Origin of the sequence: Streptomyces sp. NBC_01410, from assembly GCF_045040195.1 — a bacterium.
Lineage (GTDB): Bacteria > Actinomycetota > Actinomycetes > Streptomycetales > Streptomycetaceae > Streptomyces.
Map to the genome: position 1 here is coordinate 6,392,920 of NZ_CP109530.1, position 16,481 is coordinate 6,409,400.

At 69.0% G+C, this 16,481-nt stretch carries 11 protein-coding genes; 7 read left to right on the top strand and 4 right to left on the bottom strand.

Annotated features, from left to right (window positions below; genetic code table 11):
- Positions 1-33: 33 nt before the first annotated feature.
- A complete protein-coding gene (locus OG741_RS29440) occupies positions 34-759 on the bottom strand; it encodes a response regulator (protein WP_405602884.1) in 726 nt (241 codons plus the stop codon).
- On the bottom strand, positions 756-2,399 hold the full coding sequence (locus OG741_RS29445; RefSeq protein ID WP_405602887.1) for an ATP-binding protein: 1,644 nt from the start codon (positions 2,397-2,399) through the stop codon (positions 756-758). The genes OG741_RS29440 and OG741_RS29445 overlap by 4 nt, the downstream gene beginning before the upstream one ends.
- 253 nt (positions 2,400-2,652) lie before the next feature.
- Here OG741_RS29445 and OG741_RS29450 point away from each other — a divergent pair, with 253 nt between their 5' ends.
- The 6 genes from OG741_RS29450 to OG741_RS29475 all read left to right on the top strand — a co-directional run bounded on the left by OG741_RS29450 (position 2,653) and on the right by OG741_RS29475 (position 13,171).
- Positions 2,653-6,942 (top strand): discoidin domain-containing protein, encoded by a 4,290-nt coding sequence (locus tag OG741_RS29450; protein WP_405602890.1) that lies wholly within the window; start codon positions 2,653-2,655, stop codon positions 6,940-6,942.
- Between the two features lie 59 nt (positions 6,943-7,001).
- Positions 7,002-8,009 carry a LacI family DNA-binding transcriptional regulator gene (locus tag OG741_RS29455; RefSeq protein ID WP_405602893.1) on the top strand — a complete coding sequence of 336 codons (1,008 nt, stop codon included), beginning with the start codon at positions 7,002-7,004 and terminating at the stop codon, positions 8,007-8,009.
- A gap of 149 nt (positions 8,010-8,158) precedes the next feature.
- Entirely contained in the window at positions 8,159-9,544 is a 1,386-nt protein-coding gene (locus OG741_RS29460; RefSeq protein WP_405602895.1) for an ABC transporter substrate-binding protein, read from the top strand.
- 3 nt (positions 9,545-9,547) lie between these two features.
- The gene (locus OG741_RS29465; RefSeq protein WP_405602898.1) at positions 9,548-10,507 is read left to right on the top strand and encodes a carbohydrate ABC transporter permease; all 960 of its coding nucleotides are present in this window, start codon (positions 9,548-9,550) and stop codon (positions 10,505-10,507) included.
- Positions 10,508-10,523: 16 nt separating this feature from the next.
- A complete protein-coding gene (locus OG741_RS29470; protein WP_405602900.1) occupies positions 10,524-11,399 on the top strand; it encodes a carbohydrate ABC transporter permease in 876 nt (291 codons plus the stop codon).
- A gap of 155 nt (positions 11,400-11,554) precedes the next feature.
- Complete coding sequence (locus tag OG741_RS29475; RefSeq protein ID WP_405602902.1) at positions 11,555-13,171, top strand: glycoside hydrolase family 13 protein; 1,617 nt, start codon at positions 11,555-11,557, stop codon at positions 13,169-13,171.
- Between the two features lie 21 nt (positions 13,172-13,192).
- On the opposite strand, the gene OG741_RS29480 is transcribed toward OG741_RS29475, so the two are convergent.
- Positions 13,193-14,428 (bottom strand): citrate synthase, encoded by a 1,236-nt coding sequence (locus OG741_RS29480; RefSeq protein WP_405602905.1) that lies wholly within the window; start codon positions 14,426-14,428, stop codon positions 13,193-13,195.
- Positions 14,429-14,515: 87 nt separating this feature from the next.
- Between OG741_RS29480 and OG741_RS29485 the strand changes: the two genes are divergently transcribed.
- Positions 14,516-15,679, top strand: coding sequence for a citrate synthase/methylcitrate synthase (locus tag OG741_RS29485; protein ID WP_405602907.1), 1,164 nt, complete (start codon positions 14,516-14,518; stop codon positions 15,677-15,679).
- 68 nt (positions 15,680-15,747) lie between these two features.
- Here OG741_RS29485 and OG741_RS29490 read toward each other — a convergent pair whose 3' ends face one another.
- Positions 15,748-16,434 carry a DUF6082 family protein gene (locus tag OG741_RS29490; RefSeq protein ID WP_405602910.1) on the bottom strand — a complete coding sequence of 229 codons (687 nt, stop codon included), beginning with the start codon at positions 16,432-16,434 and terminating at the stop codon, positions 15,748-15,750.
- Positions 16,435-16,481 lie beyond the last annotated feature (47 nt).

Sequence of the window (16,481 nt, forward strand, 5' to 3'; positions counted from 1 at the left end):
CTGGCCCGGGGCCGTTCCCGGGCCGTCCTGTCCTCAGTCGCCGGACGGGCTTGCCGCAGGCCCGGACGGGCTCGACGATCCCCATACGTAGCGGTGTTCCGGCCGGCCCGTCTCGCCGTACTTCAGGCTCAGGCGGACCCGGCCCGTTCGCTCCAGCAGTTTCAGATAGCGCTGTGCCGTCTGTCTGCTCACGCCCGCGCGCTCCGCGATCTCCTGGGCGGACAGCGGTCCTTCGGCGGCCAGCAGCACCTGGCGGACCACCTCGGCGGTGGTCGGGGAGTGGCCCTTGGGCAGGTCCGGGGCGACGGAGCCGACCGACAGTGCCCCGAAGATGCGGTCCACCTCCGCCTGTTCCGCCTCGCCGCCGCCCTCCAGGGTGCGGCGCAGCGTGGCGTACGCCTCCAGCTTGGCGCGCAGGCCGGCGAAGTTGAACGGCTTCACCAGGTACTGGAGCGCTCCGTGACGCATCGCCGCCTGGACGGTGGCCACGTCCCGCGCGGCCGTCACCATGATCACGTCGGTCTGGTGGCCGAGTCTGCGCAGCTCCCGTACGACCGCGAGGCCGTTCCCGTCCGGCAGATAGTGGTCCATGAGGATCAGATCCACCGGGCAGTCGGCGATCCGGGCGAGCGCCTCGGCGGCCGAGTGCGCTGTCGCGGAGACCCGGAAGCCGGGCACCTTGGCGACATAGGCCGCATTGATCTGTGCGACCCGTTTGTCGTCGTCCACCACCAGTACGTCGATCGGTGCGTCGGTCATCGCGCCTCCACGGCCGCGGCCAGGCCCGGCTCCGTCAGCGCCTCGGGGAGTACGACCGTGAACTCGGCGCCGCCCCCCTGTGCCTCCCGTACCCGCGCGCTGCCGCCCTGTCGTTCCGCGAGCCTGCGCACCAGCGCCAGGCCGAGGCCGCGCTTGCCGTGTGCGGGGAGTTCCTTGGTGGACCAGCCCTCGGTGAAGATCAACTCCCGCTGGTCGGGCGGGACTCCCTGGCCGCTGTCCGCGATCCGCAGGACAGCCGTACGCCCCTCCGCGCGCAGCTCGACCTCGATCAGGGCGTCCGGCGAGCCGGTCGCCGCGTCCAGCGCGTTGTCGACGAGATTGCCGACGACCGTGACCAGGCCGCGCGGGTCCACCAGCCGGTCGGGCAGCAGTGTCCCGGGCGCGATGCGCAGCGATACGCCGCGTTCCGCCGCCACCGTCGCCTTGCCCACCAGGAGCGCGGCCAGCAGCGGATCGTGGATCTTCTCGGTGACCTGCTCGGCGGTGGCCCGGTGGACGCCGACCACCTCGGTGACGTACTCGACCGCCTCCTCGTGCATCTCCAGTTCGAGGAGACCGAGCAGGGTGTGCAGGCGGTTGGCGTGCTCATGGTCCTGTGCGCGCAGGGCGTCGATCAGCCCTCGGGTGGAGTCGAGTTCACGGCCGAGCTGTTCCAATTCGGTGCGGTCGCGCAGGGTGGCGACCGCCCCTCCGTCGTCGGTCGGCATCCGGTTGGTGATGAGCACCCGGCTGCCGCGTACGGTCAGCAGATCCTCGCCGGTGACCCGCCCGGCCAGCACGTCCGTCGTGCGCCCTTCGCCGAGCGCCTCGTCGAGGGGGCGCCCCTCGGCCTCGGGGCCGAGGCCGAGCAGCCGCTGGGCCTCGTCGTTCATCAGCCGGATCCGGCCCGAGGCGTCGAGGGCGACAACCCCTTCCCGGATGCCGTGCAGCATCGCCTCGCGTTCCGCGAGCAGCGCTGAGATGTCCGAGAAGGCCAGGTCGTGGGTCTGCCGCTGGAGCCTTCGGGAGATCAGATACGCGGCCAGGGCTCCCACGGCAAGCGCCCCGCCCGCGTACGCGAGCAGTCCGGGAATCGCCGCGAGAAGCCGGGCGCGCACGCTGTCGTACTCGATGCCGACCGACACCGCGCCGACGATCGCGCCGCTGTCGTCGCGCAGCGGCACCTTTCCGCGGGCGGAGCGGCCGAGCGTCCCGCTGTCGATCTCCATGACCTCACGGCCCGCGAGCGCGTCGCTGGGGTCGGTGGAGACGACCCTGCCGATCTGCCGGGGGGCGGTGTGGGACCAGCGCACTCCGCGCATGTCCATGATCACGACGTACTCGGCGCCGGTGGCCTTCCGGATCCGCTCGGCCTTGGCCTGAACCGGACCGCCTGCCGTCGGCTGCGAGCCGAGCAGTTCGTCGGCGACCTCCGGGGACGCGGTCGTCTCGGCGATGGCGAGGGCCCTGCGCATCGCCTGATCGTCGAGCTGGGCGCTGAGCGGGGCGAGGAAGAGGCCGGTGGCCAGCACGGTGACACCGGTGGCGATGGCCAGCTGCATCAGCAGGACCTGGGAGAAGACCCGCTGCGGCCAGCCGAACCGCCGGCGCCGGGCGGGAGCGGTCGGTACGGGGCTCATGCCTAGGAACGGTAAGGGGCGTGCGGCCCTTTCCGAAATCCCCTCTTTACGCAAACCGCTTGCGCGCTTTGCAGCCCACTTATGTTTTGGTGGAAGCGGACGACAAAGGCGCTGGTGCGGCCGGATTTTGCGGTTTCGGCCGATCGCGGCGATCAATTTGACGCGGTCATGGCGGTGGACGATGTGGCAGATCTCTGCAATTCTCTGACCGCCATACGCAAAAGACTCAATCTGACGTGCAGATCGGGGACATATGCGACCGCAACGCTGGGGTTGGCGGCTTCTCTCCGCCGTCATCACCACCAGTCTTCTGATGATCGCCTGGCCGTCGCTCACCGCCTCGGCGGCCGCCGGCCCCAATATCGCCGCGGGCCGCCCCGCGGCGGCGAGCAGCGCCCACAGCGAATACGCCGCCCGGAACATCACCGACGGAAACCAGGCCACCTACTGGCAGAGCGCAGGCAGCGGCTCACCCCAGTGGGTCCAGACCGACCTCGGCTCCGCCCACCGGATCGACGAGGTCGTGCTCAGGCTGCCCGCCGGATGGGAGAGCCGCGAGCAGACCCTCTCCGTCCAGGGCAGCGCCGACGGCGTCGGCTTCACGACCCTGAAGACCTCGGCCACGTACACCTTCGGTCCCGGTCGGGCCAATACCGTGGTCATCGCCTTGGCCGAAGCTCAGACCCGTTTCGTCCGTATCCACATCACGGCCAACTCGGGCTGGCAGGCCGCCCAGTTGTCCGAGCTCGAAGTCCACGCGGCAGGTGAGTCCTCGGTCGACCTCGCCCGCGGCAAGACCTTGACGGCCGGCAGCCACACCGAGGTCTACACGGCTGCCAACGCCAATGACGGCAACCGATCCAGCTACTGGGAGAGCCGCAACGGCGATCTCCCGCAGTGGATCCAGGCGGACCTCGGCGCGTCCGTCCGTATCGACCGGGTCGTGCTGCGGCTGCCCGACGGCTGGGACGCCCGGACGCAGACAGTGAAGATCCAGGGCAGCACCAACGGCACCGACTTCACCGATCTGACCGCGTCGAAGGCGTACGAGTTCAACGCGGCGGGCGGCCAGTCGGTGACGATCGCCTTCGACGCCGCCACCACGCGGTACGTCCGCGTCCTGGTCACCGCCAACACGGGCCGGGCGGCCGCCCAGGTCGCCGAATTCGAGATCTACGGCCCGGAGACCGGCGACACCCAGGCGCCCACCGCTCCCACCGCGCTCGCCTACACGGAGCCTGCCACCGGGCAGATCAAGCTCACCTGGGAGGCGTCCACCGACAACACCGGAGTCACCGGCTACGACATCTACGCCAACAACGAACTGCGCACCACCGTCGCCGGCAACATCACGACGTACACGGACGCGCAGCCCGCGGGCGCCACGGTTTCGTACGTCGTCCGCGCGAAGGACGCCGCCGGGAACCAGTCGGGCAACAGCAACACCGTCACTCGCAAGGGTGACACCGGCGACACGCAAGCGCCGACCGCACCAGCCGGTCTCTCCTTCACCGAGCCCGCAGCCGGGCAGATCAAGCTCAGCTGGGGCGCGTCCTCGGACGACACCGGTGTCACCGGTTACGACATCTACGCCAACAACTCGCTGCGCAAGAGCGTGGCGGGCAACATCACGACGTACACGGACAGCCAGCCCGCGAGTGCGACGGTGTCCTATGTCGTACGCGCCAAGGACGCGGCCGGGAACCAGTCCGGCAACAGCAACACCGTGACACGCAACGGCTCACCGGGCTCGGCCTCGAACCTCGCCGTCGGCAAGCCCATCACCGCCTCCTCCGTGATCCACACCTTCGTCGCGGAGAACGCCAACGACAACAGCCTGACGACCTACTGGGAGGGCGCCGCGGGCAGTTACCCGAACACCCTCACCGTGAAACTGGGCGCCAACGCCGATATCGGCAGTGTGGTGCTCAAGCTCAATCCGGACAGCAGTTGGGGCACCAGGAACCAGAACATCCAGGTCCTCGGCCGTGAGCAGAGCGCGACCGGCTTCACGAGTCTGGTCGCGGCGAAGGACTACACCTTCGATCCCGCGAGCGCGAACACCGTCACCGTCCCGGTGGACGCGCGAGTCGCCGACGTCCAGCTGAAGTTCACGTCCAACACCGGTGCCACCGCCGGCCAGGTCGCGGAGTTCCAGATCCTGGGCGTCCCGGCGCCCAACCCCGATCTGGAAGTCACCGGCCTGACGGCCTCGCCCGCCGCGCCCGTCGAGTCCGACCCGATCACCCTGTCGGCCACCGTGCGCAACAGCGGACCCGTCGCCTCCGCGGCCAGTGCCGTGGCGTTCCGGCTGGGCGGCACCAAGGTCGCCACGGCGCAGGCCGGGGCACTGGCCGCCGGGGCGACATCGACCGTCAGCGCCTCGATCGGGGCGCGTGACGCCGGTACATACCAGCTCAGCGTCGTCGCCGACGAGGCGAACGCGGTCATCGAGCAGAACGAGACCAACAACACCTACACCAGCCCGACATCACTGGTGGTCAAGCCGGTCGAGAGCTCCGATCTGATCGCGTCCGCGGTCGGCTGGACCCCGAGCAGCCCCTCCGCGGGTGACACCGTCACCTTCTCCGTGACTCTCAAGAACCAGGGAACGGTGGCCTCCGCCGGCGGCAGCCACGGCATCACGCTCACCGTGACCGACTCCAAGGGCGCCACGGTCAAGACCCTCACGGGCGAGCACGGCGGAGTCATCGCTTCCGGCGCGAGTACCTCACCCGTGAACCTCGGCACCTGGGCGGTCGCCAACGGCTCGTACAGCGTCAAGGTGGTCGTCGCCGACGACGCCAACGAACTCCCGGTCAAACGCGCCAACAACACCAGCACCCGGCCGCTGTTCGTCGGGCGCGGCGCCAATATGCCGTACGACATGTACGAGGCGGAGGACGGCACCCTCGGCGGCGGGGCCCAGAAGGTCGGACCCAACCGGACCATCGGCGACCTCGGCGGCGAGGCGTCCGGACGCCAGGCCGTCACCCTCAACAGCACCGGCAACTATGTCGAGTTCACGACCAGGGCGAGCACCAACACGCTGGTGGCGCGGTTCTCGATACCGGACGCCCCGGGCGGCGGAGGCATCAATTCCACGCTCAACGTCTACGTCGACGGCACCTTCCGCAAAGCGATCGACCTGACGTCCAAGTACATGTGGCAGTACGGAGCCGAGGCGAGCCCCGGCAACTCCCCGGGAGCGGGCGCGCCGCGTCACATCTACGACGAGGCGAACATGCTGCTCGGCGAGACCGTCCGGGCGGGCTCGAAGATCCGGCTGCAGAAGGACGCCGCCAACAAGGACACGTACGCGATCGACTTCATCAACCTGGAGCAGGTCGCCGCGGCGGCGAACCCGGACCCGGAGACGTACACCGTCCCGGCCGGAACCACCCACCAGGATGTCCAGAACGCCCTGGACAAGGTGCGGATGGACAGCACGGGCAAGCTCGTCGGCGTCTATCTGCCGCCGGGCGACTACCGCACGTCCAACAAGTTCCAAGTGTACGGAAAGGCGGTCAAGGTCGTCGGCGCGGGCCCCTGGTTCAGCCGCTTCACCACCCCGCCCGACCAGGAGAACACCGACGCCGGCTTCGATGTCCGGGCGACCGCCAACGGCTCGTCCTTCTCCGGCTTCGGATTCTTCGGCAACTACACCGCGCGCAACGACGGTCCGGGCAAGGTGTTCGACTGGTCCAAGGTCTCGGACATGACTGTGGACAACATCTGGACGGAGCACATGATGTGCCTCTACTGGGGCACGGACACGGACCGGATCACCATCAAGAACTCCCGTATCCGGGACATGTACGCCGACGGGATCAACGTCACCAACGGCAGCAGCGACAACCGTGTCAGCAATGTGGAGGCGCGCACGACGGGAGACGACGCCTTCGCGCTGTTCCCTGCCGTGGACATCGTCAACGCCGACCAGACCGGCAATGTGTACGAGAACATCACCTCGCTGCTGACCTGGCGGGCGGCCGGTATCGCGGTCTACGGCGGCAGCGGGAACGCCGTACGCAACGCCTATGTCGCGGACACGCTCACCTACTCCGGACTCACCATCGCCACGCTGAAGTTCGGATCGATCCCGGCGCTGGGCTTCGGCGCCACTCCATCGACGTTCGAGAACATCTCGCTGGAACGGGCCGGTGGGCACTTCTGGGGCAACCAGACCTTCCCGGCGCTGTGGATGTACTCGGCGGAGTACGAGTACCAGGGCATCCGGATCAGCGGACTCGACATCACCGATCCGACCTACTCGGGAATCATGTTCCAGACGAAGTACGACGGCAGCCGGCCGATGTACCCCGTCAAGGACAGCGTGCTGACCGATGTCGCCGTCAGCGGCGCGAAAAAGAGCGGTGACGCCTTCGATGCCAAGTCGGGCTTCGGGCTCTGGGCCAACGAGATGCCGGAGTCGGGGCAGGGGCCCGCGGTCGGAGAGGTCACCTTCAACGGTCTGCAGCTCAGCGGCAACGCGCAGGACGTGAAGAACACCACCTCCACATTCAAGATCAACATCAACTAGCAGAACAGGGGCAAGCGCTGGCGCAAGCCACTTGCATGGCTTGCGCTAGTCTTGCGCTCATGACGCGACGACTTGCTCAGGTGGCGAAGAAGGTTGGGGTCAGCGAGGCCACGGTCAGCCGGGTGCTCAACGGCAAGCCGGGAGTCTCCGAGTCCACCCGGCAGTCGGTGCTGAGCGCGCTCGACGTCCTCGGCTACGAGCGGCCGACCCAGCTGCGCGGCGAGCGGGCGCGGCTGGTCGGTCTCGTCCTTCCGGAGCTGCAGAACCCGATCTTCCCGGCATTCGCCGAGGTCATCGGCGGGGCGCTCGCGCAGCAGGGGCTCACGCCCGTGCTCTGCACCCAGACCAAGGGCGGCGTCTCCGAGGCGGACTATGTGGAGCTGCTGCTCCAGCAGCAGGTGTCCGGAGTGGTCTTCGCGGGCGGACTCTTCGCACAGGCGGACGCCCCGCACGCCCACTACAGGCTGCTGGCCGAACGCAAGATTCCGGTGGTGCTGATCAACGCCTCCATCGAGAATCTCGACTTCCCCTGCATCGCCTGCGACGACGCGGTGGCGGTGGAGCAGGCCTGGCGTCATCTGGCCTCGCTCGGCCACGGGCGCATCGGCCTCGTCCTCGGACCGAACGACCATGTGCCCTCGCGGCGCAAGCTCGCCGCCGCGCACGCGGCCGCGAGGGCAGCCGGGCGTGAGCTGCCCGACGACTGCGTCGAGCGTTCCATGTTCTCTCTGGAGGGCGGGCAGGCGGCGGCCTCGCGGCTGCTCGACCGCGGGATCACCGGGATCATCTGCGCCAGCGATCCGCTCGCCCTGGGAGCCGTACGGGCCGCCCGCCGGCGCGGACTTGCCGTGCCCGGGGATGTCTCGGTCGTCGGCTATGACGACTCCGCCTTCATGAACTGCACCGAGCCGCCGCTGACCACCGTCCGCCAGCCGATCGAGGCGATGGGGCGGGCCGCGGTCGAGCTGCTGTGCGCGCAGATCCAGGGCGGCGATGTCCCGCCCGGTGAGCTGCTGTTCGAGCCGGAACTGGTGGTGCGCGGCTCCACTGCGCAGGCTCCGCGCTAGCCCAACAAGCGCCTCACAAGGGGCTGTCAAAGTTTTACGAAGTCAGCGCGAGATATTGCGGTCTCCTGTCGCCGGTGGTTGAGTGTGCCGCGCTCCCGCAGCGTGTCTGCCGCGGGGTCATCCACGCTCATGCCCGAAGGGGACCACCCATGAGAAGTGCTACGACCGTCCTCGTCACCGCGCTCGCCCTCACCGTCCTGGCCGCCTGCGGCACGAGCAGCAGCGGCGACAACGACGAGGGCTCCGGAGGCGGTTCGTCCGACCCGTCGGCGCCACTGGACCCGAAGACCAAGCTGACGCTCACGATCGACTGCATGCCCTCGCCCGCCAAGGCCGCGGAGCTCAAGGAGTGGAACGAGGACGTCAAGGCCTTCAACACGACGTACCCGAACATCAAGATCGAGGGACGCTCGACGCCCGGCCAGTGCCTGGAGCCGCCGCGCTTCACCGCGATGCTGAAGGCCAAGTCCCAACCGGACGTGTTCTACACGTACTTCACCGATCTCCAGCAGGTCCTCGACAACGCCGGAGCCGAGGACATCTCGGCGTACGTCACCCCCAAGACGGTCCCCGCGCTCGCCGACATCGACGCCGACGTCATGAACTCCCTCAAGCACGACGGCAAGCTCTACGGACTGCCCACCAGCAACTACACCATGGGTCTGCTCGTCAACCGCAAACTCTTCCAGCAGGCCGGGCTCAACCCCGACAACCCGCCGAAGACCTGGGCCGAGGTCCGTACCGCGGCCAGGGCGATCGCCGGACTCGGCAAGGGAATCGCGGGATACGGCGAGTACAGCGCGGGCAACACCGGCGGCTGGCACTTCACCGCCACGATGTACGGCCTCGGCGGCGAGGTCGTCGACGCGAGCGGCAGGAAGGCCGCCTTCAACAACGACCTGGGCAGGCAGATCGTCCAGAATCTGCACGCCATGCGCTGGGACGACGACAGCATGGGCAAGACCCAGCTGCTCAAGTGGGGCGACCTGCAGAAGCAGATAGCGACCGACAAGCTCGGGATGTTCCTCGCCGCGCCCGACGACATCGCGTACATGGTCCAGCAACTGGGCGCCACGTACGAGAACTTCGGCATGGGGCCGATCCCCGGCCGGCAGAACACCCTCTTCGGCGGCAACAACTACATGGTCAAGAAGGGGATCTCCCCGGACAAGATCAAGGCCGCGGTCGCCTGGCTCAACTTCAAGAACCTCACCCTCGGCAAGGGCCAGTTCGACTGGGCACGCACCAAGGCCGACGGTCTGCCCGTCGGTGTCCCGCAGCCCAACTTCTGGCTGGGCGCCAGCAAGACCAAGGACGATGCGGCACGCGCGGCCAGTGCCACCATGCCGGTCCAGAACTTCAAGGCCTTCATGGACAACCCGGTCAAGGGCAAGGCCGAACCGCCCAAGGCCCAGGAGATCTACAAGGTCCTGGACAACGTGATGTCGGCAGTGCTCACCAACGAGAAGGCCGACGCGGGCAAGCTGCTGGCCACCGCCGAGACGCAGGTCAACCAGATCCTGGCGAACCAGTAGCCGATGTCGGCCCCCACACTCACCCCGCGCAAGGTCCCACCGCGCCCCGGGCGCGCCACCGGGCTCCGTACGAACGCATCGAGGGAGACGTTCGTACGGGCCCTGCGCCGCAATCTCTCAGCACACGGCTTCCTGATTGGCGCCGTGCTCTGCTTCTCGTTCTTCTCCTGGTATCCGATGGTCAGGGAGTTCGTCCTGGCCTTCCAGAAGACCGAGGACGGACGCACCACCTGGGCCGGCTGGTCCAACCTCAGCACCGTGTTCAACGACCCGGCCTTCTGGCAGGCCTGGCGCAACACCCTGCTGTTCACCGGCCTCGCCCTCCTGCTCGGCTTCGCCGTCCCGTTCGTCGTCGCCCTGGTCCTCAATGAATTCCGGCACGCGCAGGGCTACTTGCGGCTGCTGGTCTATCTGCCCGTCATGCTGCCGCCGGTCGCGTCCGTCCTGCTCTTCAAGTACCTGTACGACCCGGGGTACGGACTCCTCAACCGGATCCTGGAACTGCTGCACCTCCCGCAGCAGCAGTGGCTCCAGGACCCCGACACCGCGATGCTCTCGGTCGTCATCGCCGCCACCTGGATGAACATGGGCGGCGCGACCCTGATCTATCTCGCCGCACTGCAGGGCATACCGGGGGAGCTCTACGACGCGGCAGAGCTCGACGGCGCCGGCCTGCTGCGCAAGATCTGGCACGTCACCATCCCGCAGACGCGGCTGATCCTCTCGCTGATGCTGCTCATGCAGATCATCGCGACGATGCAGGTCTTCACCGAGCCGTTCCTGCTCACCAACGGCGCGGGTCCCGAAGGGTCCACGACGACCGTCGTCTATCTCATCTACCAGTACGCCTTCAACTTCAACAACTACGGCGGCGCGGCCGCGCTCGGCCTGGTCCTGCTCGTACTGCTCGCGGGGTTCTCCGCGGCGTACGTACGGCTCAGCCGTGCAGGCGACGACGAGTAGGACGGGGGAGACGGACATGAGCACACGCACACTCATCTCACCGGCCCAACTCGCCAGGCCCCGCGCGAAGTTCCTCTACTGGACGGTCTTCGTCCTGGTCGTCTGCCTCTTCACCCTGGTGTTCCTCGGCCCGCTCTACTGGATGGTCTCCGGCGGGCTCAAGTCCACCCAGGAGGTCGTCCAGTCACCGCCGACCTTCCTGCCCCGGGCGGTGCACCCCGAGAACTACTCGCGGGCCTGGGACGTGATGGACCTGGCCCGGCTGCTGTTCAACACCCTCTACTACGCCTTCGGCGCGCTCGCCTTCCAGCTGGTCCTCGATGTCGCCGCGGCCTACTCGCTCTCCAGGCTCCGGCCCGTGTTCGGCAAGGTCATCCTCGCGATGATGCTGGCCACGCTGATGATCCCGGCCACCGTCCTGGTCGTCCCGCAGTATCTGACGGTGCTCGACGTGCCGGTCGTGGAGCGCAATCTGCTCAACTCGCCCTGGGCGATATGGCTTCCGTCCGTCACCAACGCCTTCAACATCTTCCTGCTCAAGAGGTTCTTCGACTCGATCCCGGGCGAGCTCCTGGACGCGGCGGCCATCGACGGAGCGTCCCGGATGCGGACCCTGTGGTCGGTCGTGCTGCCGATCTCCCGGCCGATCCTCGGCGTCGTCTCCATCTTCGCGGTCGTCGGAGTCTGGAAGGACTTCCTCTGGCCGATGCTCACGCTGCCCGATCCGAGCAAGCAGACCCTCAATGTCGGGATCTACTCCCTGGCGAACGGCGTGCCCGAGAACGTGCTGATCGCGGCGCTGACCATCGCGTCCGTGCCGACGCTGCTGATCTTCCTGATCTTCCAGCGCAACATCATGAGCGGTCTCACCGCGGGCGGCCTCAAGGGCTGAACCCGGCCTTGTCCCAGGGGCTGAACCCGGCCCTGTCTCAGGGGCTGACACCGGCCCGCCGCACCGCTCTTCGTCAAGCCTCCGCCGCCGGCCTCACTCCGGCGCCCTGCTGTCGGGCCGGCGGCGGAGTCCCACCTGCCCGAAAGGAGCGTCACGTGGCAGCCCCTCATCCGGATCACGCGGACGTGGACCGTACGGACGACTGGTGGCGTTCGGCCGCCATCTACCAGGTGTACCTGCGCAGCTTCGCCGACGGCGACGGGGACGGCACGGGCGACCTCGCGGGCGTCCGGGCGAGACTGCCCTACCTCGCCGAACTCGGCATCGACGCGATCTGGTTCAACCCCTGGTACCTCTCACCGATGGCCGACGGCGGCTACGACGTGGCCGACTACCGTGCCGTCGACCCGGCCTTCGGGACCCTCGCCGAGGCCGAGAAGCTCATCAGCGAGGCACGCGAGCTGGGGATCCGCACCATCGTCGACATCGTGCCCAACCATGTCTCCGACCAGCACACCTGGTTCCGCTCGGCCCTCGCCGCCGGACCGGGCAGCCCCGAGCGCGAACTCTTCCACTTCCGTCCCGGCCGCGGTGCGAGGGGCGAACTGCCGCCCAACAACTGGCCGTCGCAGTTCGCCGGGGAGACCTGGACCCGCGTGCCCGACGGCGAGTGGTATCTGCATCTGTTCACCCCGGAGCAGCCCGATCTCAACTGGGACCACCCCGTCGTACGCCAGGAGCACGAGGACGTCCTGCGCTTCTGGTTCGAGCGCGGTGCCGCGGGTGTACGGATCGACTCGGCCGCCCTGTGCGCCAAGGCCCCCGGTCTGCCGGACGCCGACGAGGACGACACGACGCTCTACGTCGACCGCGACGAACTGCACGACATCTACCGCGCCTGGCGGGCTGTCGCCGACGAGTACGGCGGGGTCCTCATCGGCGAGCTGTGGGTGCCCGACCCGGACCGCTTCTCCCGCTATCTGCGATCCGACGAGCTGCACACCGCCTTCAACTTCGACTTCCTGGCCCGCCCCTGGGATGCGGCCGAGCTTCGTGCCTCCATCGACACCACGCTCGCCTTCCACGCCCCGGTCGGCGCTCCGGCGACCTGGGTGCTGTGCAATCACGACGTGACCCGCACGGTCACCCGCTACGGGAGGGACGACACCGGCTTCGACTTCGCGAAGAAGCGCTTCGGAACCCCCACCGACCTGTCCACCGGCACCCGGCGCGCCCGGGCCGCGGCCCTGCTCTCGCTCGCCCTGCCCGGTTCCGTCTATCTGTTCCAGGGCGAGGAACTGGGGCTTCCCGAGGCGGACATACCGCTCGACCGCATCCACGATCCGATGCACTTCCGCTCCGGGGGAGCGGACCCGGGACGCGACGGCTGCCGGGTGCCGCTGCCCTGGGCCGCGGACGCGCCGTACTACGGATTCGGCTCGGCGGTGGGTCCCTGGCTACCGCAGCCCGAGGGCTGGGCCCCGTACGCCGCCGACCGGCAGGCGGCCGATCCCGGCTCGATGCTGAACCTCTACCGGCGGGCCCTGCGGCTGCGCCGGGCCGAGCGCGGGTTCGGGGACGGACCGCTGCGCTGGCTGCCGGCCGCGCCCGGAGTCCTCGCCTTCAGCCGTGGCGACGGACTGATCTGCGTCGTCAATCTCGCCGGGGAGCCCGCCGAACTGCCCGGCAACACAAGCGTCCTACTGATGAGCGGCCCGCTGGACGACGCGGGCCGGCTGCCGCGGGACACGGCCGCCTGGCTGCGGGCCTGACGCAGGGAGTCCTCCACCCGCTCACGGCAGTGGCCTGGGCGGGCGGGGGCCGTCGTACTGCCCGCTCGGGCGCATCCGCAGCGGGCGCTCCTCGTACTCCTCCAGCGTGTGCGCGATCCAGCCCGCCGTACGCGCCACGGCGAACACCGTCTCGCCCGCCTCCGCCGGCATGCCCGACGCCACCGAAAGGACCGCCAGCGCCAGGTCGACATTGGCGTGCAGCTCCACATGGCGGGCCGTCGTCACCTCCACCTCGCGCGCCGCCTCCAGCGCGGGACGGGCCGCGGGCAGCTCCGCCAGTACGCCGAACAGCGCCTCGGCGCGAGGGTCCTTGCCCGGGTAGAGCCGGTGGCCGAGACCCGGGACACGACGGCCCGCCCGCAGATGGTCCGCCACCACGGGCGCGGCGCTTCCCCTCTCCAGAACCTCGGCCAGCATCCGGTGCGCGAGGCCGCTGGCGGCCCCGTGCAGCGGACCTTCCAGCGCGCCGAGACCCGCGGAGACAGCGGCGTACGGGTGGGCACGCGCCGAGGCCGCGACCCGTACGGCGAGCGTCGATGCGGCCAGATCGTGGTCGATCAGCAGCGAGAGCGCCATGTCCAGGGCTCGTACGGACCTCTCGTCCGGGCGCTCGGCGGTGAGCCGTGACCAGAGCCGCCCGGCGATCCTGCCCTCGCCACGATGCTGTTGCCCGACCGTGGGGAGCGCGTCGACCAGGGTGGGGATCAGCATGCGCGCGCTGCCGAGTACGGCGTCCCGGTCGAGGTCGAAGCGCAGCGGATCCGCGACGGCGGCCGCGATGGCGGCGACCCGCAGCCGGTCCGTCGATCCGCTGTGCGCGGGCAGCGCGTCGACCGCGCGACGGGCCGCGGCGAGCGTCTCGGGCGGAGACGTGAACCGTACGCCGGGTCGCGGAGTGCCGGTCCAGAGCCACTCGGCGATCTCCTCGTAGCTGTAGCGACCGGCGAGTTCGGTCGCGTCGACGCCCCGGAAGTAGTAGCGGTCCTTGTCGATCAGGGTGATGCGGGTGCGGATCTGCTGGGTGATGTCGCCGCCGGACGACGGCTCGCGCCGACCTCTGCGGACGAGCGCGTCGACCTCCTTGGCGTCGAAGGTGCTGCCGCGGCCGGTGGGGTCGCGCCTGCTGGAGAGCTGGCCGCGGCTGACATACGCGTACACCGTCTCGGGTTTCACACCGAGCCGTGCGGCCGCCTCCTTGGTGGTCAGCCGCTCGCTGTCCGCTGCGTGGTCCGTCATGCCGTCACCGTACACATATTGATTCAATCAATGTTGACAGTGATCCCGTCAAGCATGGACAGTCGAATCAAGTTCAGGGAGGACACCATGCAGAGCACCGGGACCACCGCACCCGTCGACGTACCGCGCGGACTCGCGGGCGTCGTCGTCACCGACACCGCGCTGGGCGACGTCAGAGGGCGCGAGGGCTTCTACCACTACCGCCAGTACTCGGCCGTCGAACTCGCCCAGCGGCGCGGCTTCGAGGACGTCTGGCATCTGATGTTCCACGGCGAACTGCCGGACGCCGCGCAGCGTGCGGCCTTCGTGAAGCACACCGCGTCGCTGCGCCGTCTGCCCGACGACGTCCGCGCCGCGCTGCCCGCGACAGCCCGCTCGTCCGCGCTGTCCGGGCCGCTCGCCGGACTGCGCACCGCGCTCTCCCTGCTGGGAGCGTCCGCGGGGCTGCGCCCGGTGTACGACCTCGACACCGACCGCCGCCGCACGGACGCACTCGCCGCGTGTGCGGCCGTGCCGACGCTGCTCACCGCGCTGTACCGGCTGGGCCAGGGGCTGGAGCCCGTCGAACCGCGTGACGACCTGCCGTACGCCGCCAACTACCTCTACATGCTGACCGGTTCCGAGCCGGAGCCCGCGCGGGCCCGGGCGATCGAGCAGTACCTCGTCTCCACCGTCGACCACGGCTTCAACGCCTCGACCTTCACCGCCCGCGTGATCGCCTCCACCGGAGCCGATGTGGCCGCCTGCCTCGTCGGAGCGATCGGCGCGCTCTCGGGTCCGCTGCACGGCGGCGCCCCGAGCCGGGCCCTGGACACCCTCGACGCGATCGGCACGCCGGAGCGGATCGACCCCTGGATCAGGGAACGGGTCCTGGCGGGCGAGCGGATCATGGGCTTCGGCCATCCTGTCTACCGCACCGAGGACCCGCGCTCGCGGATGCTGCGGGGCATCGCCGAGAGCTTCGGCGGACCGCTCGTGGAGTTCGCGGTCGAGGTGGAGGCGCGCGTCGAGGCGATCCTCGCCGAACTCAAGCCGGGCCGTGAGCTGCACACCAATGTGGAGTTCTACGCCGGGGTGGTCATGGAACTGTGCGGGCTGCCGCGCGAGATGTTCACGCCCACGTTCTGCGCGGCCAGGGTGGTCGGCTGGAGCGCCAACATCCTTGAGCAGGCGGAAGACTCCAAGATCATCCGCCCGTCGGCCCGCTACGCGGGACCGCCGCCGCCCCAGCCCGTTCCGGTGGCGTCCTGACAAACGTCCGGCCCGGTACCGCAGGGCGGTGCCGGGCCGGGGCGCTTTGCGGCGGGCGCACGGCGAGCCTATGTCGCCGGACGCGCGGCCGTGATCACGGCGTCCATGATCTCGACCAGCCTTCGTTCGTTGCTGCCTTCCGGCAGGTCCAGCTTCCGTCCGCGTGAGAGCTCCCAATAGCGCCTGAACGGCTCGCTGGCCTGCAAGCCCCGCGCGTGGACCAGGAGTTCTTCGTCCGTGTATCGATTCCAGTCGTACGCGAGGACGAAGTGTCCGTAGATGAGGTTGGCGTAGAGATGCTGTCGGCCCTCCTCAACGGAGACGTCCGGGTAGTCGTTCCACACGGCGGCAAGGTCAGGATCGTCCATGGCCATCCGCATCAGCTCTATGTGCAGGGAGCGCATGCTCGCTTCAGCGCTGCGGTGCAACGCCTCCCTGGATCGCGTCAGCTCGTCACGCTGGTCCGCCAGTTCCCTGCGCTGCATCCGCAGTTCCTGGTACTGAAGCAGGAGGGCTACCAACAGGCTGAGGAACGCCAGGCCGGAGAAGATTGCGTTCACGCCGCCGAAATAGTCACCAACCTGGCCGCGGGCGGCGGCCTCCGCCGTCCCGCCCTCACGACGCTCGACGGTCTGTATGAGCCAGCTACTGACCATGATCGCGGCCAAGGCGATGAGGGCTGTCGCGCCCACCCCGGCGGTGACCCATAACGCGAGTCGTAAGGCCCAGCCTGCCCGGGCTGACTGTGCGGTCATCGTTTCCTCCCACGAGGGTGTGGACTCTCAGACTTACCCCGCGCCAC